Raw genomic sequence first — 18,943 nt, forward strand, 5'->3', positions numbered from 1 at the left:
AGGCCTCTGACGCACAAAACAGGGGCCGGACGCTTCATTTTGGTGCGAGACAATAAGAACAGGAGCTGATATGACCGACGACAAACCGCTACAGGACGAGACAATCAGGGTGTCTGAGAGCGTGACCTTACATGCGGCTGATGAACGTTTTGTTTCAGCGCTGCACCAGTTGATTCTTAAGAACCGCCACTGGTTGCAGGAATCATTAAACTGGCCGCAGTTTGTCGGCGGTGAAAACGACACCCGCCAAAATATGCTCAGCAATCGGCTGCTCCACCAGCGTGGCTACGCCAAAATGTTCCTGATTGTTGAACATGGCGATGTGAGCGGCGTGTTGTCATTTAACTCGATTGAGCCGCTGAATAAGGCGGGCTATATCGGCTACTGGCTGGATGAAGGCAAGCAAGGCAAGGGCATTCTGACCTCTGCGCTGCAGGCGTTTATGCAGTATTACGCCGATCAAGGTGAGGTCAGGCGCTTTGTGATCAAATGCCGGGTCGCCAATGAACGCAGCAACCAGGTGGCGCTGCGAAATGGCTTTACGCTGGAAGGGTGTTTGCGGCAGGCGGAATACCTGAACGGGCAGTATCACGATCAGAATATCTATGCCCGTATTCTCGATCTGGGGTTAGAGTGAGCCGAGCAGCGGCGTGCGGGTAATGCGCTCCTCGCCGTTAATCACTTTGCGCCCACGGACGTGGATAGCATCGCCGTCATAAGCTTCGATCACCGCATTGCCGCTGATTTCTACGCGATGTTCGATAACCACATCGCCGCTGATACGCGCATGGCCTTCAATCAGGACTTTGTCGTCCAGTAAAAGCGGGCCGCCACGCAGCCAGGCGTGACCGCCGACCAGCACGTGATGTTTCAGCACGCAGTTGCCTTCGACGACGGCGTTTTCAGCCACCTGAGAACTGTAGCGGAGCGTCGGGATCGCATCTTCACCGCTTCCGGCCACCACGCGGGCATTGCCATACACTTTGGCGCAATCACAAATCCAGACATTGTTCTCTTCGTTGCCTTGTATTAATGCCGCATCGAACACTTCCGCCCGATGCTCAATAAAGGCCTGGTCGACAATGGCATCCCCGTAAATCTGCGCCTGATGCACAATGCGTGAACGGCTGACAGTAGCGCGATCGTAAATTTGCAGAATTTGGGTCGCGTCTTTGGTCAGACCAATGGCGGCGATAATGTCGCTTTCATTGAGCACACGTGCCTCGCCGAACAGATGGCATTCACCGCGCACGCGCGAACACTGAACGGTGACGTTGTCACTTATTCGCGCCTGATGCGTCACCACGGCATTGTCCAGCCAGGCATTGCCTTCGACAATAGCGCCATGTGAAACCGTGCAGGGCTGCGTGATTCTGGCATTGTCTTTGACACCAGCGTCAGCAAACACCACGCTGTTTTCATCATAAATCCAGCAGTCGCCTTGTTGGCTTAACGCGGCTTCGCTATCAACCCAACCACCCGCAACCCCCGCTTTGACATCAGCAAAATCACGCAGGGCGATGATTTGCCACAGCGTGACGCTTTGCTTTCCATTTTCGTCTTGCCAGCTATAGTGGCGGGAAGCCTCACTCAGACGGTACTTGTTCATCGGTAATCTCGTTACGGGGGATTAACATAAACGTAGCAAAGAATCTCCGTGACGCAGGGGGAAAGGTTCCTTTAAAATACATCTTCAAATTTAGTTGAATGATTAAACAAACTGCTGCTCCGCGTTGAACGTCAAACCCTTTCACGACACAAGGATCCTTCATGACTCGCCGGGATGAAAATTACTTCACTGAACAGTATGGCCTGACTCGCACCCACTCCGAGGTGCTGCACGCGGCAACCAAAGTTGCACCGGGAAAAACGCTGGATTTAGGTTGTGGGAATGGCCGCAATAGTTTGTATCTGGCGGCTAACGGTTTCGACGTGACGGCCTGGGACAAGAATCCCATGAGTATCAGCACGCTGGAGTCTATCCTGCAGAAAGAGGGGCTGGAAAACCTGCAAACGGCGGAAAAAGATCTCAACTCGCTGAGCTTCGACGGCGAGTACGATTTTATCCTTTCCACCGTGGTGATGATGTTCCTGCAAGCTGACACTATTCCGGGTCTGATTGCCAACATGCAACGCTGCACCAAACCGGGCGGCTGGAACCTGATTGTCGCGGCGATGGACACCGAAGATTACCCGTGTACCGTCGGTTTCCCGTTTGCCTTTAAAGAGGGTGAACTGAAAAACTATTACAAGGGCTGGGCGTTCGATCGCTATAACGAAGACGTCGGTGAGTTACACCGCACCGACGCCGAAGGCAATCGCATCAAGCTGCGCTTTGCCACTATGCTCGCCCGTAAACCAGCTTAACGCGCCGCCAGCAGACAAAGCTGCAACGCGACCTGGTAAGAGGCCTCGAACGATTTCAGCGGCAGAAACTCAAATTTTGAGTGGAAGTTATGCGCGCCGGTGAAGAAGTTCGGGGTCAGTAACCCTTTTGCAGACAGCGCCGCACCGTCGGTACCCCCGCGCATGGGCGTTGGTTTTGGCGTAATCCCCAGGCTCTCCATCGCTTCAAACATCAGGTCGATAGCGCGGCGATCTTCGCCAATCGCATTGCTGATATTGCTGTAAGTATCGCTAATCTGATACTCCACCTTTGCCGTAGGGTGTGCGGCGGCAATCTTACTCGCCACTTCGCCAATCTGCTGCTTACGACGCTCAAAGCTTTGCAAATCAAAATCACGAATATTGGCGCGTAGAATGGCCTGATTCTGTCCTGCCTCCATCCCGTTAAACCAGACGTAGCCTTCGCGGCCTTCGGTATGTTCAGGGGTTTGCAGGCGATCAAACTGGTTGATGAAATCGGTTGCCATCAGCAGAGGGTTGACCAGCACGCCTTTAGATGACATCGGGTGCGCCGTCACGCCGGTAAAACGGATTTCTGCGGCGGCGGCGTTAAAGTTCTCGTACACAATTTCACCCAGTTCGCAGCAGTCGATGGTCCAGGCAAAATCCACATTGAAGCGACGGTCGATATCAAGCGCTTTCGCCCCGCGCAGGCCAACTTCTTCATCGGGCACAAAAGCCACCACGATGTCACCGTGACGCTGTTCAGCGCTCAGATTTTCAAGGAGCGTCATGACCACGGTCACTGCCGCTTTGTTATCCGCGCCGAGCACGCTGGTACCGTCGCTGAAAATAATCTCTTCATTCGGATAGGCGAGGATTTCAGGGTGCTCCTCAACCCGCAGCCAGATGGACTTTTCTTGATTCAGACAGATGTCTTCACCTGTAAATTGCAGGATTTGTGGATGAATATGCGGCGACAATCCGACGTCAACGGTATCAATATGGGTAATAAAACCGACACGCGGAGCCCCGGCGACAGTGCCTTTTTTCACCGCGGTTACCGTGGCGTGCTCATCGATTTCAATGTTCTCCAGCCCCAGGTTTTTCAGTTCATTAGCCAGAACACGTGCCATCTCATGCTGGCCTGCGGTGGTGGGCAATGTGGTTGCGCTGGCCTCACTCTGGCTGGAGATAGCCAGGTAGCGAAAGAAGCGTTGGGTTAATTGACTGGCGAGCGGTGAAGACATAGTGATTCCTTCTTTATTCGTGATATCAGGTGTTTGCAGTGAGTTTTTGATGTTATCAATGGAAGGCTAAACCCATAAGAACAGGAAAGGGACATGAAAAGCAAACTCACAACACTGACGCTGGCGGCGCTGGCGTTGACGGTCAGCTCGTCGATCGCCGCGAAAACGCTGGTTTACTGTTCGGAAGGCTCACCGGAAAATTTTAATCCGCAGTTATATACCTCGGGTACCAGCGTGGATGCGAGCGCCGTTCCGGTCTACAACCGCTTAGTGGATTTTAAAGCGGGGACGACCGAGCTTCAGCCGAGTCTGGCTGAAAGCTGGGACGTCAGCGAAGACGGAAAAACCTACACCTTCCATCTGCGCAAAGGCGTGAAGTTCCAGAGCAACAAGCTCTTCAAACCGACGCGAGATTTTAACGCTGACGACGTCATCTTCTCGTTCATGCGCCAAAAAGACCCGAACAACCCGTATCACAAGGTGTCGGGTGGCAGCTATGCCAACTTTGAAAGCCTGGAGTTCGGCAAGCTGATTACCGCCATTGATAAGGTGGATGAGCACACCGTGCGTTTCACGTTGGCGCATCCTGAAGCACCCTTCGTGCCGGATTTAGCATGGTACTTTGCTTCTATTCTGTCCGCAGAATATGCCGATGCGATGCTGAAAGCGGGCACACCGGAAAAAGTGGATATGGACCCTATCGGCACCGGGCCGTTCAAACTGGCGCAATACCAGAAAGATTCTCGCATCCTGTACACCGCCTTCCCGGATTACTGGCAGGGCAAAGCGAAAATTGACCGGCTGGTGTTCAGCATCACGCCAGATGCGTCAGTGCGCTACGCCAAGCTGGAGAAAAATGAGTGTCAGGTGATGCCGTTCCCGAATCCTGCTGATTTGCCGAGGATGAAAGAGAACAAGGACATTACCCTGATGAGCAAATCGGGCCTCAATACCGGTTTCCTGGCGTTTAATACGCAAAAGCCGCCGTTCGATAATCTCAAAGTCCGTCAGGCGCTGGCGATGGCCATTAACAAGCCTGCAATTATCGAGGCCGTGTTCCATGGCACCGGAACCGCCGCGAAGAACCTGCTGCCACCAGGCGTGTGGAGCGCAGACAGGGAGCTGAAGGATTACGACTATTCGCCAGAAAAAGCCAAAGCGCTGCTGAAAGAGGCCGGTTTTGCGGATGGATTAACCGTGGATTTATGGGCGATGCCGGTTCAGCGCCCTTATAACCCAAACGCAAAACGTATGGCGGAGATGATTCAGGCGGACTGGGCGAAAATCGGCGTCAAAGCGACCATCACCACGTATGAGTGGGGCGAGTACCTCAAGCGAGTGAAGGATGGTGAGCACCAGGCTGCGCTGATGGGCTGGACGACCGCGACAGGTGATCCGGATAACTTCTTCGGCCCCCTGTTTACCTGCCAGTCGGCTAACGGCGGCTCAAACTCGGCGAAATGGTGTTATGCACCGTTTGATAAACTCATTAACGAAGCCAAATCGATTAATGACCAGAGCAAACGTGCTGAGCTGTATAAACAGGCACAGCAGATGATGCATGATCAAATGCCCGCAGTGATGATTGCGCATTCAACGATTTTTGAACCCGTACGCAAAGAAGTAAAAGGGTACGAAATCGACCCGTTTGGCAAACATCTTTTCTACCAGGTCGATATCGAACAATAAAGTAACGCACCCGCCGCGAGGGCGGGTGATAACACCTTTTATTTATCGCAATAAAATTGTGCTGTTTGTTACAAAGAAACCCTTGATCTATTGAATTTGTCTGAATGATACGGTTATTTCTGGTGTCAGGTGTGTTTGTCAAATATGTAATTAAATTATGATTTAATCTTATATATTCATGCCGTGATTATCTGGAGGTGATAACTCGCGCAGGTATTTTAAACAAAAGGTTGCGCCAGCGCCTTAAGCCCCTTCATTAGCGGTTTCTTGTCGAGCAGGGTGCATGCGGGGATGTCGTAATGACAGAACAATAAATAATCACAATGAATATCTAATGAAATTCTGAAAGTGGTACAACCGCTTTTTTTCCTACAACAATTCCTACGCCGTTTTGCTATAAGGAGCCCGCACTTGTGCAATTACAGGGATATCTTATGCGTAGCAAAACTTTATTCAAAGTGGCCGCCGTTGCGGGCATATTAGCGTTAACAGGATGTGCTTCCAAAATCGCAGAACCTGAGAAGTATTCAGGCTTCCTCAAGAAATATTCAGATCTAAAAGAAACCACGTCAGCGTCGGGTAAACCAGAACTGCGTTGGGTCGATCCTGACTATAACCCGGCTAATTTTGACAACGTGGTTTATAACCCGATTATTTATTATCCGGTGCCAAAACCGACGACCCAGGTGGGGCAACAGGCATTGGATCAAATCCTGAGCTACACCAACCAGCAGATGCAAAAAGCCATTGCTGAACGAAAACCTCTGGTCACCACGGCAGGCCCGCGCAGCTTGATTTTCCGTGGCGCGATTACCGGGGTGGATTCCAGCAAAGAAGGGTTGCAGTTCTATGAAGTGGTACCGGTGGCGCTGATTGTGGCGGGCACTCAAATGGCGACAGGGCACCGGACTATGGATACCAGTCTCTATTTTGAAGGCGAACTGATTGACCCGAATACCAATAAACCGGTGGTGAAAGTGGTGCGTAAAGGCGAGGGCAAAGACCTCTCCAACGAAAATACCCCACTGACGGCGGAAACGCTGAAAGCCGTGATTGATGAAATGGCAATTGATGCCGTGAAGTTCGACCCGACGCAGAAGTCATAAAAAAACCGGCGGTTTAGGCCGCCGGCTTTTTAGGCAGCGCTTTTACCCAACGCCATCCGCTTAAACCAGGTTTCTGGTTTGGCAAACATCACCAGATTACCCACCAGAATTAACGCCAGGCCGAATACCGCGTTGGCGTGCCAGACATAACCTTCATAAAACGTCGAAATCGTCAGCGCCACCAGCGGGAACAGCAGTGTGCTGTAAGCTGCGTTGGCCGGACCAATCCGTCCGACGAGCGTAAAGTAAGCACCGAAAGCAATCACCGAACCGAAGATCGCCAGATACAACAGTGCGCCCATGTAGCTGAAGGTGAACTCAGGCATAAAGTTGTCACCACGGAACAGCGCAATCAGGCCCATCACCATCGTGCCGTACAGCATCGCCCAGCTGTTGGTGGTCAGCGTTTCCAGCCCACGACGCTGGTGACGAATGCTCAGCATATTTCCTAGCGAGAAGCCATAGGTGCCCAGGGCGCTGAGCCCAATTCCCATCAACAGTTCACCGCTCAGACCGCTGGCCTGCAAATCGTCCCAGAACAGGGTGACGATACCAATCAGCCCCAGAAGGGCGGCCAGATAAAAGCGGCCCGGCGGCTGCTGGCGATAAAACAGGAAGCTGTTGATGGCGTTAAACAGCACCGCCATCGAGAAAATCACCGATTCCAGCCCGGTGTTGATCCATTTGGCGGCGGTATAAAAACACCAGAAGTTGAAGCAAAACACGCAGCAGCCCTGAATGATGCAGAACAGGTGGTCGCGAAGCTCGAGCTTACGCAGGCGTCCCATCAGTTTCAGCACCACCATCAGCGTGATGCTGGCGACCGCAAAGCGCCAGAAAATGGAGACGGGAGCAGGCACCGGGCCTTGCTGCAGAAAAATGGCAATCCAGGTTGTGCCCCAAATCACCACCACCAGACAATATAAAAGTACGTTCATCGTTAATCTCAGTTTTGCTGACCATAACGCGAAGTGTGCACGCCGCCGCCGTGAAGTGCTTGCAGCGGCTTGCGGTGCAGTTGCATATTCTTGCGCATTTTTTTGTGACGCAGGTTGAGTAATGCTGGAAAGGGGGGATAACAATTCATACACTACTTGACTGAACCCTTGCTACAGCGAACACGATGTCCCGAACCTACGGTACTTTTGAAACCTTGCGCCAACAGAACGCCGTCCTGCGGGACACGGTGGCGTTAAACTCCGGCATTCAGCTGGCGGCCTGGTTTAATCAAAACGACACCGTGACGGTACAAAGTGACCACCACACGCTCAGTTTGTATGTGGCAGATGGCTACGAGAGCTATCACAAAACGCCGCACGGCTGGAAAAACGGCGGCGGCCCTGACCGTTTTTGCCTGATGCCAAAAGAGAGCGAATCCAGCTGGGATATCCGCGACAACCTCTCATTCGTGCACCTTTATTGCACCGATGAGCATCTGCGCGATATCGGTGAGAAAATCTGGGATCGCAGCCCGGCCTCGTTTCGCCTGGACGAAAAGACGTTCGCCAGTGATGACAAAATTACTGCGCTGTATCGCCATTTTTTGCTCGATTGTGACTGGCAGCAGCAGGCAAACCAACTGGCGTTAAGTTCCGCCAGCACGCTGTTGATGACGCATCTGATTCAGCATTACACCAACGTGCAGTGGCAATTGCCGAAAGTCACCGGTGGCCTCGCGCCGTTCGTGTTGCGTAATGTGCTGGCGTTCATCGAAGAAAATCTCGCCCAGCCGCTGACGCTTGCCGATCTGGCTCAACAGGCTGCGCTCAGCGAATATCACTTTGCCCGAATGTTCAGCCAGTCGATGAACATGGCACCGCACCAGTATGTGATGCAGCGGCGAATGGCGAAGGCACAGCAGCTCGTGCGTCATACCGCTATGCCGCTGACGGACATCGCGATTTCCTGCGGATTTAGCTCGGCAAGTCATTTCAGCAATCGTTTTAAAAGCAGCGTCGGGATGACACCTTCGCAGCTACGTGCGGCGAGCCAGTGACAGCACGCTAAAGCACACACCACCCGCCACCAGCCCCCAAAATGCAGAACCCACGCCCATAAGCGTTACGCCGCTGGCGGTGACCAAAAATGTCACAATTGCTGCATCCCGTTCTTTGTCGTTTGCCAGCGCCTGCACCAGGCTACCGCTTATCGTTCCCAGTAATGCCAGCCCGGCCAGCATCTGGACCCAGGCCACAGGCAGAGCCGCCATCAGCGAAGTTATTGAGCCACCAAAAATGCCCGCCAGCACGTAAAACCCCCCGGCAGACACAGCAGCCTTCCAGCGTTCACTGGGATCAGGATGAGCTTCCGGACTTTGGCAAATGGCCGCAGTGATCGCCGCAATGCAAATCGAAAAGACGCCAAACGGCGAAAACAGCAGGGCGATACCACCCGTCACCACCATCAGCATCGACACCGGCGCGGAATAGCCAGAGGCTTTCATCGTCGCAATACCCGGCGCATTTTGCGACGCCATAGTGACCAGAAAGAAGGGAATACCGACGCTGACCAGTAAGGGCAGATTAAATTCAGGCGCGATAAAACGCGGAGTGACAAACGCAAAGTGCAGCGTGTCGCTGTGCAATTCCCCGGTGAAAACAGCCGCCAGGCTACCCACGACGAGTGCCGCCACCACGGCATAGCGCGGTGCAATGGCTTTCACTATCAGCCATGCGATAAGCATACTGCCGCACAGCAACAAATCGCTTTGCAGGCTGGCAAAGGCCTGTAGCCCAAAACGCAGCAGAATACCCGCCAGCATTGCCGCAGCCAGTGAATGTGGAATGATTTTCATCAAGCGCGCAAACAAGCCTGTCAGCCCGCAGAACACAATTAAGGCATTCGCAAAGATGAAAACGCCAATCGCCTGATTCAGCGTCACGCCTTGTAACCCGGTGACCAGCAAAGCCGCGCCCGGCGTTGACCAGGCAGTTAATACGGGTACTTTGCGCCACAAGGTGAGCAGCAGCGTGCTCGCGCCCATCGCCAGCCCTAATGCCGTCATCCAGCCGGAGATGGTTTGCGCATCGGCCCCGGCAGCAGCGGCCGCTTGCCAGATGATTGCCGCAGAACTGGCATAACCAACCAGCACAGCCACAAAACCTGCCAGTAGGGTGGAAAAGGGAAACGTGCGCATAAAATCCTCTTGTGCGTTATAGCGTCCGGAGAAAGGTAGCATTGAGCGTTATAGCGCACAAGTGATAAACTTCATGCAAAGAGGAGAGCACATGAATATTGCGGATCATCTGTCATCAACCCTGAAAACATTACGTCAGCAGCGCGAATGGAGCCTGTCTAAACTGGCGGAAGAAACGGGCGTTTCCAAAGCGATGCTCGGGCAAATCGAACGAAACGAATCAAGCCCGACCATTGCGACACTGTGGAAAATCGCGACCGGGCTGAATGTCCCTTTCTCGGTGTTTATCACGCCTCCGGAAAGCACGAGCGAAGCTTATGATCCGCAGCAGCAGGCGATGGTGGTGAAACCGGTGTTTCCGTGGGACCCGGTTTTGCACTTCGATCATTTCGCTATCACGCTCGCGCCGGGTGCGTTAAGTGAATCAACGCCGCATGAATCCGGGGTGATTGAACATGTGGTGGCCATTCGCGGCACGTTAGAGATATGTATTGACGGACACTGGCAAGCGGTGAAAGAGGGAGAAGGGTTACGCTTTCACGGCGACACACAGCATGCCTATCGGAACAGCTCCGATGAAACGATCCTGTTTCATTCCCTCATCCACTATCCAAAAGAAAAAGCCGCAGACTGAGCTGCGGCAAAATACGACGACTTCATAACAATTCATAACAATTCATAACGTGACGAGGAAAAATCCGGAATACGCAGTGACTGTAAACGACTGCCGTCACGCCAGGAAATATCAAATTCATCAATGCTTTGCCAGAAAGCAGAAAATGCCCGTTTGTGCGGCGTGGAAAATGATTTCGCCGCGCCTCAGTTCTGACTACAATAGCCGCCATTTTGACCCAACGGATAATAACGATGCGCCTGCAAAACCATCATCTTGAACTCCTGAGCCCGGCTCGCGATGCCAGCATTGCCCGTGAAGCGATCCTTCACGGTGCGGATGCAGTCTACATCGGCGGCCCGGGCTTTGGTGCCCGTCATAATGCCAGCAACAGCCTGAGTGATATTGGCGAGCTGGTGCCGTTTGCTCACCGCTACGGCGCGAAGGTGTTCGTGACCCTGAACACCATTCTTCATGATGATGAACTGGAGCCTGCGCAGAAGCTGATTACGGATTTGTATCAGACCGGCGTGGATGCGCTGATCGTGCAGGATATGGGCGTGATGCAGCTCGATATTCCGCCGATTGAACTGCACGCCAGCACCCAGTGCGATATTCGCAGCGTCGAAAAAGCCAAATTCCTGTCGGATGTGGGTTTCACGCAGATTGTCCTGGCGCGTGAGCTGAATCTCGATCAGATCAAAGCCATTCACGATGCCACCGACGCCACCATTGAGTTCTTCATTCACGGCGCGCTGTGCGTGGCTTATTCCGGCCAGTGCAACATTTCTCACGCCCATACCGGCCGTAGCGCGAACCGTGGCGATTGTTCGCAGGCTTGCCGTTTACCGTACACCCTGAAAGACGATCAGGGCCGGGTGGTGGCCTACGATAAACACCTGCTGTCGATGAAAGACAACGATCAGACTGCCAACCTGGCGGCGCTGATTGATGCGGGCGTGCGCTCCTTCAAAATTGAAGGGCGCTACAAAGACATGAGCTACGTGAAAAACATCACTGCGCACTATCGCCAGATGCTCGACCGCATTATTGAAGATCGCGGCGATCTGGCGCGTTCGTCTGCCGGGCGCACCGAACATTTCTTTATTCCCTCCACCGACAAAACCTTCCATCGCGGCAGCACCGACTATTTCGTGAATGCGCGTAAAGGTGACATTGGCGCGTTTGACTCCCCGAAATTCATCGGCCTGCCGGTTGGCGAAGTGCTGAAAGTCAGCAAAGACCATTTAGATGTTGAAGTGACCGAGCCGCTGGCCAATGGCGACGGGCTGAACGTGATGATCAAGCGTGAAGTTGTCGGCTTCCGCGCCAATACGGTCGAGAAAACGGGCGAAAATCGCTATCGCGTTTGGCCGAATGAAATGCCTGCCGATCTGTATAAAGCCCGTCCGCATGCGGCGCTTAACCGTAACCTCGACCACAACTGGTCACAGGCGCTGACCAAAACCTCCAGCGAACGCCGTATTGCGGTCGATGTTGAGATGAGCGGCTGGCAGGAACAACTGATCCTGACCATGACCTGTGAGGACGGCGTCAGCGTCACTCACACGCTGGAAGGCAATTTCGAAGAAGCTTCGAATCCGGAAAAAGCGCTGAGCAATCTGCAGGACGGTATCGCCAAACTGGGGCAAACCATTTATTACCCGCGCGACGTCAATGTGAATTTGCCAGGGGCGTTGTTTGTGCCAAACAGCGTGCTGAATCAGCTACGCCGTGAAACCGTCGAGATGCTTGATAACGCGCGTATGGCGGCCTATCAGCGCGGCAGCCGCAAACCGGTGGCGGTTCCGGCCCCGGTTTACCCGGAAACACATCTGACGTTTTTATCCAACGTGTATAACCACAAAGCGCGTGAATTCTACCATCGCTATGGCGTGCAGCTGATTGATGCCGCCTATGAAGCGCATGAAGAGAAGGGCGATGTGCCGGTGATGATCACCAAACATTGTCTGCGCTTTGCATTTAACCTGTGTCCGAAACAGGCGAAAGGCAACATCAAGAGCTGGAAAGCGACCCCGATGCAGCTGATGCACGGCGATGAAGTGTTGACGCTGAAATTTGACTGCCGTCCGTGTGAGATGCACGTGGTCGGCAAAATCAAAAATCACATTCTGAAGATGCCTCAGGCGGGAAGCATTGTCGCTTCTGTGAGCCCGGATGAACTGTTGAAGACGTTGCCGAAGCGCAAAGGCGTCTGATGTTAATCGCCGGATGGCGCTGCGCTTATCCGGCCTACGATTTTGTAGGCCGGGCAAACAACGTGCCGCCCGGCAATGAAACAGTTAAGATTTAAACCCCGCCGCACTCATCAGCATACGAAAGAACATCCCCACCACGGTCAGTGCTAACACGCTGCCGCCCCACAGCACGACTAACCAAAACAGGCGTTTGTACAAAGGCTGTTGCATCAGTGATACCCCTCACCAGGCTGAACTTTGCCGCGGAAAACGTAGTAACTCCAGAAGGTGTAGACCAGGATAATCGGCACAATAAAGAGCGCGCCGACCAGCATAAAGCCCTGGCTTTGTGGAGGCGCTGCTGCCTGCCAGAGCGTGATCCCCGGCGGAATAATGTTCGGCCAGATGCTGATCCCAAGCCCACTGAATCCGAGGAAAATAAGCCCGAGTGTTAGTACAAAGGGCAGCGCGTGACGCTCAGGATTATCGAGTGAAAACCACAGCGTGATGGCAATCAGCAAAGTCAGCACCGGAACCGGCAACAGGTACCAAAGATTGGGCAAACTGAACCAGCGCGTCGCAATTTCAGGATGTGCCAGCGGCGTCCACAGGCTAATGGCGGCGATCACCGCAAGTAGGGCGATAACCAGCCCGCGCGACACCGTGCACATTTTCCCCTGAAGGGGATGCTCACTTTTCATCACCAGCCAGGTCGCGCCTAATAGCGCGTACGCCACCACCAGACCAAAACCACAGAACAGTGTAAACGGCGTCAGCCAGTCAAAAGGCCCACCTGCAAAGGTGCGGTTTTCGACCGGAAAACCGTTAAGCACAGCGCCCACCACAACACCCTGACAGAAGGTTGCCAGAATGGAACCGCCCAAAAATGCGCGATCCCAGAAAGGGCGGTGTGACGGTGTGGCATTGAAGCGAAATTCAAACGCTACGCCACGAAAGATAAGGCCAATCAGCATCAGGGTCAGCGGGATGGTCAGCGCATCAATGATCACCGCGTAAGCCAACGGGAAAGCACCAAACAACCCCGCGCCGCCGAGAACCAGCCACGTTTCATTGCCGTCCCAAACAGGCGAGACGCTGTTGACCATCACATCGCGATCTTCTGCCTGACGAACAAAGGGAAACAGGATGCCAATCCCGAGATCAAACCCGTCCATCACGATATACATCAGCGTGGCGAAGACAATAATCACAAACCAGATAACGGATAAATCGATGCCCATTAGCGAGTCTCCTCAATGGCAGCGGAAAGCGGGCGGGCAGGCGTACCATGCGGCTCGGGGTTATACGCCTGTGGGCCTTTACGAATCAGCCGCACCATGTAGCTGTAGCCCACGCCAAACACGGACATGTACACCACAAAGAAAGCCAGCAGGCTGACGCTCATGTGCAGGTCGCCATGAGCGGAAACCGCATCTTTGGTGCGTTGCAGGCCATACACCACCCAAGGCTGACGACCGACTTCGGTGGTTATCCAGCCCGCCAGAATAGCGATCAGCCCGGAAGGGCCCATCCATAAGGCGAAGCGCAGGAAAGGACGGCTGGTATACAAACGCTGGCGCTTGCGTAGCCACAGCGAAACCACACCCAGTAACAGCATCAAGCCGCCAAGCCCGGCCATCACGCGGAATGACCAGAACACCATCGTTGAATTCGGCCTGTCTTCTTTGGCGAACTCTTTCAGGGCAGGCACTTGCTTATCCAGGCTGTGGGTCAAAATGAGGCTACCCAGCGCCGGGATTTCCAGCCCGAAACGCGTGCGTTCTTGTTCCATATCAGGCCAGCCGAAGATCAGCAGCGGTGTAGGCTCGCCCGGTTTGTTTTCCCAGTGTCCTTCAATTGCCGCAATTTTGGCTGGCTGGTGCTTCAGGGTATTCAACCCGTGCATATCGCCAATCAGCGCCTGAACAGGCGCGATAATCAGCGTCATCCACAGTGCCATGGAGAACATTTTGCGAATGGCGGGCGTGTCATTGCCGCGCAGCAAATGCCAGGCGGCAGAAGCGCCAACGAACAACGCACTGCTGAGAAAGGCCGCCACCGACATATGCAACAGGCGATAAGGAAACGAGGGATTGAAGACCACCGCAAACCAGTCGACGGGCACTACTTGCCCATTAACGATTTCATATCCCTGCGGCGTCTGCATCCAGCTGTTGGAGGCAAGGATCCAGAAGGTCGAAATAATAGTGCCCAGCGCCACCATGCAGGTGGAGAAAAAGTGCAGGCCGGGCCCGACTTTGTTCCAGCCAAACAGCATCACGCCAAGAAAACCGGCTTCAAGGAAGAAAGCGGTCAACACTTCGTAAGTCAGTAATGGCCCGGTAATGCTGCCCGCGAACTGGGAGAAACCGCTCCAGTTGGTGCCAAACTGATAAGCCATCACCAGCCCGGACACTACGCCCATACCGAAATTGACAGCAAAAATCTTCGACCAGAACGCCCAAAGCGAACGCCAGACAGGATTGCGGGTTTTCAGCCACAGGCCTTCAAGCACCGCCAGATAACTGGCAAGCCCAATGGTGATGGCCGGGAAAATGATATGAAAAGAAACCGTGAACGCGAACTGAATCCGCGCCAGGTGAAATGCGTCTAAACCGAACATGCTGAACTCCGAAGAGAAACTATAACAGTTGTAGGGTAAAGGCCGAATGAGTTTGGTGATATACACAGTAATGGGGGTTATAGCTATAACAGTTTGTCAGCGAGGGAAGAGGGGGATGAGTGAATAATGACAAACCAAAAATGCGATATTTGCACTAAAAATCAAAAAGAACCAATCGATTGAATTTTAATGAAGTCTTCGCTATTTGCACTAAAAATCAAAAAGAACCATTCGATTGAATTTTAATGAAGTCTTCGCTACTCTTTTTAGCACTTAACAACGAAGCGTATGTTTTCTTTTATTAAGTTATTAGGTGGCATTCGCATGAGCGCAAACAAATTAGGTTGAGTCATCGTTCTTTCATCGGGTAGTACGTTGTTTGCGCTCAGTCGAATGCCATTTCATTCAGGTAAAGTTATTTTTCACATGGGCATCTTCCAGACTATGAGCTGTTGCATCCAGTTACGATAGGTTGGTTCCCTCGGTGCCCAGTTGAAAAATAACTTCCCCTCAGCGTAAAGAGGGCGTCTCTGGTTTACTTCCCTGCCTGCGATGACGGGCAGCCCTGAGCGGCCGGGAAGTCACATAAGGCAAGCAACGGTTGGACTGGTTGATGTACGGGCAGTTCAGGGCAGAAGACCGTTGCTTGCCTTCTCTTTTTCCTCTCTTGAACCCTCTTTTTCAGTAAATCATCTTGACGTGTTATTCCACGTATTAGCATAAAAATTAATTAATCATGGGATAAGCAAAAAAAATACCGCCCGAAGGCGGTAAATAAACTTATTCACCTGAAAAAGGAAAATGGCATCCTTGCTCAGACAAATAATGTCATCATTGCATTTATCTATTTTATTTATAAGGAGTGCACTGTGGAGCAACCCAATACAGCGCTTACTACTACCTTTACAGAATAACAATACTGAAGGTGATGACAATTGAAATATATTGTTATGCTGATTTAATGATTTTATATTGACACGCGGCGTAATGACGAGCGTGTTTAAGTGCAGATGAATGCGGATCTTTCTGGCTCTGATGCATAACAGTTGTGGTAGAGTGATTTTCATAAGCATCTGTTATAACAAGCCCGGAAGACCGTAATGAAAAAATACCAGCAGCTGGCGCAGCAGATCACCGAACAGATAGCCCTTGGGGTCTGGCAGCCAGGCGACAGGCTCCCTTCGCTGCGTGAACAGGTGACGATCAGTGGCATGAGTTTTATGACGGTGGGCCATGCCTACCAGCTGCTGGAAAGCCAGGGCCGCATTATTGCTCGCCCGCAATCTGGCTATTATGTTGCCCCGCGCCCGGTGAAAGCCCAAAAAGCACTGCCGCCTGCGCAGGTCATGCGCGATGAAGCCGTGGACATCAATACCTATATTTTTGGGGTGTTGCAGGCCAGCCGCGATGCCGCCGTGTTACCGTTCGCTTCAGCCTTTCCCGATCCTCGCCTCTTTCCTTTACAGCAACTCAACCGCTCTCTGGCACAGGTCAGTAAAACCGCGACGGCCATGAGCGTGATTGAAAACCTGCCACCGGGGAACACAGAGCTTCGGCATGCCATTGCCCGGCGCTATGCCTTGCAGGGGATGAACATTTCGCCGGATGAAATCGTGATTACGGCAGGAGCCCTTGAAGCATTAAACCTTAGTCTGCAAGCGGTAACCGAGCCGGGCGACTGGGTGATTGTCGAGAACCCGTGCTTCTATGGTGCACTACAGGCGCTCGAAAGACTGAAATTGAAAGCATTGTCAGTGGCATCGGACGTAAAAGAAGGCATTGATATGGCAGCGCTGGAACAGGCGCTGAAAGAGTATCCGGTGAAAGCCTGCTGGCTAATGACCAACAGCCAGAATCCGTTAGGCTTCACCCTGAGTCCGGAGAAAAAAGCCCAGCTCGTCGCGTTGCTCAGTGAGCATAAAGTGGTGTTGATTGAAGACGACGTCTACAGCGAGTTATGGTTTGGTCGCGAAAAACCGCTGCCCGCCAAAGCCTGGGATCGCGACGACATGACGTTGCACTGCAGTTCATTTTCGAAATGTCTGGTGCCGGGCTTTCGTATCGGCTGGGTGGCAGCAGGAAAACACGCGCAGCGAATCCAGCATCTACAGTTAATGAGCACGCTTTCAACCAGCTCGCCGATGCAAATGGCGCTGGTCGATTATCTGGGCACTAAACGTTACGACGCGCACTTGCGTCGTTTACGCCGTCAGCTCGCGGAACGCAAACATCAGGCCTGGCAGGCGTTGTTGCGCCATTTGCCTGCCGAAGTGAAAATCCATCATAACGACAGCGGCTATTTTTTATGGCTCGAATTGCCGCCGGGTGTGGATGCCGGGGAGCTTGGTGCACGCGCTTTGGCACACAAAATCAGTATTGCGCCGGGGAAAATGTTTTCCACCGCAGACAGTTGGGCCTCGTTCTTCCGCTTTAACACCGCCTGGGGCTGGAGCGACAGAGAAGAGCAGGGCGTAAAAATCCTCGGTCAACTGATTACCGAGATGATCAGAGAATAAACATTCTTATTTTCTGAATATCTTTTTCTCGAAATGAAAATAACCCGTCAATTATTTTGCTGATAATCGACGGGTTATTTCGTTGGCGTTGTTCATAGGAAATATGCATATCTGCACATCTCGCCTAACACCTTGTCTATACTGCAATTAGTTCAGATAACTGACTGGATTTTCAGCGTAATGCGCCCTTTGTCACAACCTGGTGAAATTTCCGGGTTCGACCCTGTGCGCCAGCATTCCGCCGTCTACGGTTATTAAGGGGACATATTTTTACGGCACGGCTGCCGCCTGATTAATTCTGACAGGAGTAACAACACGATGAGCAAACAATTTGCCCGCAGCAGCCTGTGCGCGTTGGGTTTGACTATCATGACAGCACAAGCCGCCGAACCACCCACATCGCTCGGTAAAGCCGAAGGGCGTCTGGATATTATTGCCTGGCCCGGTTATGTCGAGCGCGGTCAGACAGATAAAAACTATGACTGGGTCACTCAGTTTGAAAAAGACACCGGTTGTTCGGTCAACGTGAAAACAGCCGCAACGTCTGACGAAATGGTCAGCCTGATGGCGAAAGGCGGTTACGATCTGGTGACGGCTTCCGGCGATGCTTCCCTGCGTCTGATTATGGGCAAGCGCGTTCAGCCGATTAACACGGCGTTGATTCCTAACTGGAAAACCCTCGATCCTCGTCTGGAAAAAGGGGCGTGGTTTAACGTGGGCGGCAAAGTGTACGGCACGCCGTACCAGTGGGGGCCAAACCTGCTGATGTACAACACTAAAATCTTCCCGACACCTCCTGACAGCTGGAAAGTGGTATTTGTCGAACAAAACTTGCCGGACGGTAAAACCAACAAAGGCCGCGTACAGGCCTATGACGGGCCAATCTATATCGCTGATGCGGCGCTGTTCGTGAAAGCCACGCAGCCACAGTTAGGCATTAAAGATCCGTATCAGCTCACTGAAGAGCAATATGCGGCAGTGCTGAAAGTGCTTCGCGACCAGCATCCGTTGATTCACCGCTACTGGCACGATGCCACCGTGCAAATGAGCGACTTCAAAAATGAAGGTGTGGCGGCCTCCAGCTCATGGCCTTATCAGGCGAATGGGCTGAAAGCAGATAACCAGCCAGTGGCGACCGTCTTCCCGAAAGAAGGGGTCACCGGTTGGGCGGACACCACCATGCTGCATGCGGAAGCCAAGCACCCGGTCTGCGCTTATAAATGGATGAACTGGTCGTTAACACCAAAAGTGCAGGGTGACGTGTCTGCCTGGTTTGGTTCACTTCCGGTGGTGCCTGAAGGCTGTAAAGCCAGCACCTTGCTGGGTGATAAAGGCTGTGAAACCAACGGCTACAGCTTCTTCGACAAAATTGCCTTCTGGAAAACACCTATCGCCGAAGGCGGTAAGTACGTGCCTTACAGCCGCTGGACGCAAGATTACATCGCCATTATGGGTGGTCGTTAACG

The 18,943-nt window shown here is 52.8% G+C and carries 16 protein-coding genes; 9 read left to right on the top strand and 7 right to left on the bottom strand.

Features of this window, described 5'->3' with window-relative positions; all coding sequences use genetic code 11:
• Window positions 1–70 precede the first annotated feature (70 nt).
• The gene (gene rimL, locus ACI2I2_RS00770) at window positions 71–637 is read left to right on the top strand and encodes a 50S ribosomal protein L7/L12-serine acetyltransferase (protein ID WP_404656138.1); all 567 of its coding nucleotides are present in this window, start codon (window positions 71–73) and stop codon (window positions 635–637) included.
• On the opposite strand, the gene ydcK is transcribed toward rimL, so the two are convergent.
• The gene (ydcK, locus tag ACI2I2_RS00775; RefSeq protein ID WP_404656139.1) at window positions 629–1,609 is read right to left on the bottom strand and encodes a YdcK family protein; all 981 of its coding nucleotides are present in this window, start codon (window positions 1,607–1,609) and stop codon (window positions 629–631) included. The genes rimL and ydcK overlap by 9 nt on opposite strands.
• Window positions 1,610–1,770: 161 nt before the next feature.
• Between ydcK and tehB the strand changes: the two genes are divergently transcribed.
• Complete coding sequence (tehB, locus tag ACI2I2_RS00780) at window positions 1,771–2,367, top strand: tellurite resistance methyltransferase TehB (RefSeq protein WP_404656140.1); 597 nt, start codon at window positions 1,771–1,773, stop codon at window positions 2,365–2,367.
• On the opposite strand, the gene pepT is transcribed toward tehB, so the two are convergent.
• Window positions 2,364–3,596 carry a peptidase T gene (pepT, locus tag ACI2I2_RS00785; RefSeq protein ID WP_404656141.1) on the bottom strand — a complete coding sequence of 411 codons (1,233 nt, stop codon included), beginning with the start codon at window positions 3,594–3,596 and terminating at the stop codon, window positions 2,364–2,366. The genes tehB and pepT overlap by 4 nt on opposite strands.
• Before the next feature lie 93 nt (window positions 3,597–3,689).
• Between pepT and ACI2I2_RS00790 the strand changes: the two genes are divergently transcribed.
• Together ACI2I2_RS00790 and ACI2I2_RS00795 are read left to right on the top strand one after the other, a co-directional pair.
• Window positions 3,690–5,285: an ABC transporter substrate-binding protein gene (locus tag ACI2I2_RS00790; protein WP_404656142.1), complete on the top strand. Its 1,596-nt coding sequence runs from the start codon at window positions 3,690–3,692 to the stop codon at window positions 5,283–5,285.
• Between the two features lie 434 nt (window positions 5,286–5,719).
• Window positions 5,720–6,391 (top strand): DUF3313 domain-containing protein, encoded by a 672-nt coding sequence (locus ACI2I2_RS00795; protein ID WP_404656143.1) that lies wholly within the window; start codon window positions 5,720–5,722, stop codon window positions 6,389–6,391.
• Between the two features lie 29 nt (window positions 6,392–6,420).
• Here the strand turns inward: ACI2I2_RS00795 and ACI2I2_RS00800 are convergent, their stop codons facing one another.
• Window positions 6,421–7,329, bottom strand: a complete 909-nt coding sequence (locus ACI2I2_RS00800; RefSeq protein WP_404656144.1) for a DMT family transporter — start codon at window positions 7,327–7,329, stop codon at window positions 6,421–6,423.
• Window positions 7,330–7,514: 185 nt separating this feature from the next.
• Here ACI2I2_RS00800 and ACI2I2_RS00805 point away from each other — a divergent pair, with 185 nt between their 5' ends.
• Window positions 7,515–8,387: a helix-turn-helix domain-containing protein gene (locus ACI2I2_RS00805; RefSeq protein ID WP_404656145.1), complete on the top strand. Its 873-nt coding sequence runs from the start codon at window positions 7,515–7,517 to the stop codon at window positions 8,385–8,387.
• Here ACI2I2_RS00805 and ACI2I2_RS00810 read toward each other — a convergent pair.
• Complete coding sequence (locus tag ACI2I2_RS00810) at window positions 8,367–9,527, bottom strand: benzoate/H(+) symporter BenE family transporter (protein WP_404656146.1); 1,161 nt, start codon at window positions 9,525–9,527, stop codon at window positions 8,367–8,369. The two genes, ACI2I2_RS00805 and ACI2I2_RS00810, sit on opposite strands and share 21 nt — an antisense overlap.
• Before the next feature lie 91 nt (window positions 9,528–9,618).
• Here ACI2I2_RS00810 and ACI2I2_RS00815 point away from each other — a divergent pair, with 91 nt between their 5' ends.
• Window positions 9,619–10,161 carry a helix-turn-helix domain-containing protein gene (locus ACI2I2_RS00815; RefSeq protein ID WP_404656147.1) on the top strand — a complete coding sequence of 181 codons (543 nt, stop codon included), beginning with the start codon at window positions 9,619–9,621 and terminating at the stop codon, window positions 10,159–10,161.
• Between the two features lie 233 nt (window positions 10,162–10,394).
• Window positions 10,395–12,359, top strand: coding sequence for a U32 family peptidase (locus ACI2I2_RS00820; protein ID WP_404656148.1), 1,965 nt, complete (start codon window positions 10,395–10,397; stop codon window positions 12,357–12,359).
• A gap of 84 nt (window positions 12,360–12,443) precedes the next feature.
• Here ACI2I2_RS00820 and ACI2I2_RS00825 read toward each other — a convergent pair whose 3' ends face one another.
• Genes ACI2I2_RS00825 through ACI2I2_RS00835 form a run of 3 tightly spaced genes read right to left on the bottom strand, consistent with a single transcriptional unit; the run spans window position 12,444 to window position 14,961 of the window.
• Complete coding sequence (locus tag ACI2I2_RS00825) at window positions 12,444–12,569, bottom strand: DUF2474 domain-containing protein (protein ID WP_404656149.1); 126 nt, start codon at window positions 12,567–12,569, stop codon at window positions 12,444–12,446.
• Window positions 12,569–13,579 (bottom strand): cytochrome d ubiquinol oxidase subunit II, encoded by a 1,011-nt coding sequence (gene cydB / locus ACI2I2_RS00830; protein WP_404656150.1) that lies wholly within the window; start codon window positions 13,577–13,579, stop codon window positions 12,569–12,571. The genes ACI2I2_RS00825 and cydB overlap by 1 nt, the downstream gene beginning before the upstream one ends.
• Window positions 13,579–14,961 (bottom strand): cytochrome ubiquinol oxidase subunit I, encoded by a 1,383-nt coding sequence (locus ACI2I2_RS00835; protein WP_404656151.1) that lies wholly within the window; start codon window positions 14,959–14,961, stop codon window positions 13,579–13,581. Before ACI2I2_RS00835 ends, cydB begins: the two co-directional genes overlap by 1 nt.
• Window positions 14,962–16,061: 1,100 nt before the next feature.
• Here ACI2I2_RS00835 and ACI2I2_RS00840 point away from each other — a divergent pair.
• The gene (locus ACI2I2_RS00840) at window positions 16,062–17,477 is read left to right on the top strand and encodes a PLP-dependent aminotransferase family protein (protein ID WP_404656152.1); all 1,416 of its coding nucleotides are present in this window, start codon (window positions 16,062–16,064) and stop codon (window positions 17,475–17,477) included.
• A gap of 318 nt (window positions 17,478–17,795) precedes the next feature.
• The gene (gene ydcS / locus ACI2I2_RS00845; protein WP_404656153.1) at window positions 17,796–18,941 is read left to right on the top strand and encodes a putative ABC transporter substrate-binding protein YdcS; all 1,146 of its coding nucleotides are present in this window, start codon (window positions 17,796–17,798) and stop codon (window positions 18,939–18,941) included.
• Window positions 18,942–18,943 lie beyond the last annotated feature (2 nt).

It is taken from the genome of Scandinavium sp. NPDC088450 (assembly GCF_044900545.1).
GTDB lineage: Bacteria > Pseudomonadota > Gammaproteobacteria > Enterobacterales > Enterobacteriaceae > Scandinavium.

Coding starts and splice junctions, on each gene's coding strand:
- tehB (WP_404656140.1), top strand. CDS start 1,771: ATGACTCGCCGGGATGAAAATTACTTCACTGAACAGTATGGCCTGACT.
- ACI2I2_RS00805 (WP_404656145.1), top strand. CDS start 7,515: ATGTCCCGAACCTACGGTACTTTTGAAACCTTGCGCCAACAGAACGCC.
- ACI2I2_RS00840 (WP_404656152.1), top strand. CDS start 16,062: ATGAAAAAATACCAGCAGCTGGCGCAGCAGATCACCGAACAGATAGCC.
- ACI2I2_RS00820 (WP_404656148.1), top strand. CDS start 10,395: ATGCGCCTGCAAAACCATCATCTTGAACTCCTGAGCCCGGCTCGCGAT.
- ydcK (WP_404656139.1), bottom strand. CDS start 1,609: ATGAACAAGTACCGTCTGAGTGAGGCTTCCCGCCACTATAGCTGGCAA.
- ydcS (WP_404656153.1), top strand. CDS start 17,796: ATGAGCAAACAATTTGCCCGCAGCAGCCTGTGCGCGTTGGGTTTGACT.
- ACI2I2_RS00800 (WP_404656144.1), bottom strand. CDS start 7,329: ATGAACGTACTTTTATATTGTCTGGTGGTGGTGATTTGGGGCACAACC.
- ACI2I2_RS00815 (WP_404656147.1), top strand. CDS start 9,619: ATGAATATTGCGGATCATCTGTCATCAACCCTGAAAACATTACGTCAG.
- ACI2I2_RS00795 (WP_404656143.1), top strand. CDS start 5,720: ATGCGTAGCAAAACTTTATTCAAAGTGGCCGCCGTTGCGGGCATATTA.
- ACI2I2_RS00810 (WP_404656146.1), bottom strand. CDS start 9,527: ATGCGCACGTTTCCCTTTTCCACCCTACTGGCAGGTTTTGTGGCTGTG.
- ACI2I2_RS00790 (WP_404656142.1), top strand. CDS start 3,690: ATGAAAAGCAAACTCACAACACTGACGCTGGCGGCGCTGGCGTTGACG.
- cydB (WP_404656150.1), bottom strand. CDS start 13,579: ATGGGCATCGATTTATCCGTTATCTGGTTTGTGATTATTGTCTTCGCC.
- pepT (WP_404656141.1), bottom strand. CDS start 3,596: ATGTCTTCACCGCTCGCCAGTCAATTAACCCAACGCTTCTTTCGCTAC.
- rimL (WP_404656138.1), top strand. CDS start 71: ATGACCGACGACAAACCGCTACAGGACGAGACAATCAGGGTGTCTGAG.
- ACI2I2_RS00835 (WP_404656151.1), bottom strand. CDS start 14,961: ATGTTCGGTTTAGACGCATTTCACCTGGCGCGGATTCAGTTCGCGTTC.
- ACI2I2_RS00825 (WP_404656149.1), bottom strand. CDS start 12,569: ATGCAACAGCCTTTGTACAAACGCCTGTTTTGGTTAGTCGTGCTGTGG.